A 210-nucleotide genomic window follows, 5' to 3' on the forward strand; every position below is an offset into this window, starting at 1 on the left:
TTCTCGACGAGTACCAGGACACCGGTCTCGCTCAGCGAGTGTTGTTGGCCTCGTTGGTCGGTGGGGGAGCCGACGGCAGTTTGGCGCTGACGGCCGTCGGCGACCCGATTCAGTCGAGCGACGGTTGGCGCGGCGCGTCGGCGGCCCACCTGCCCCGGTTTGCACCCGATGTCCCGCGGGCCACCGGAACACCGGCTCCGACGCTCGCAC

General features: G+C 70.5%; 1 protein-coding gene. It reads left to right on the forward strand.

Annotated elements, in window-relative coordinates:
- Positions 1-210 (forward strand): UvrD-helicase domain-containing protein (locus tag QM596_RS29650; protein WP_283310606.1); only part of this gene is annotated, 210 nt, incomplete at both ends.

The sequence above is a fragment of the Rhodococcus sp. IEGM 1406 genome (genome assembly GCF_030056745.1).
Lineage (GTDB): Bacteria > Actinomycetota > Actinomycetes > Mycobacteriales > Mycobacteriaceae > Rhodococcus_F > Rhodococcus_F erythropolis.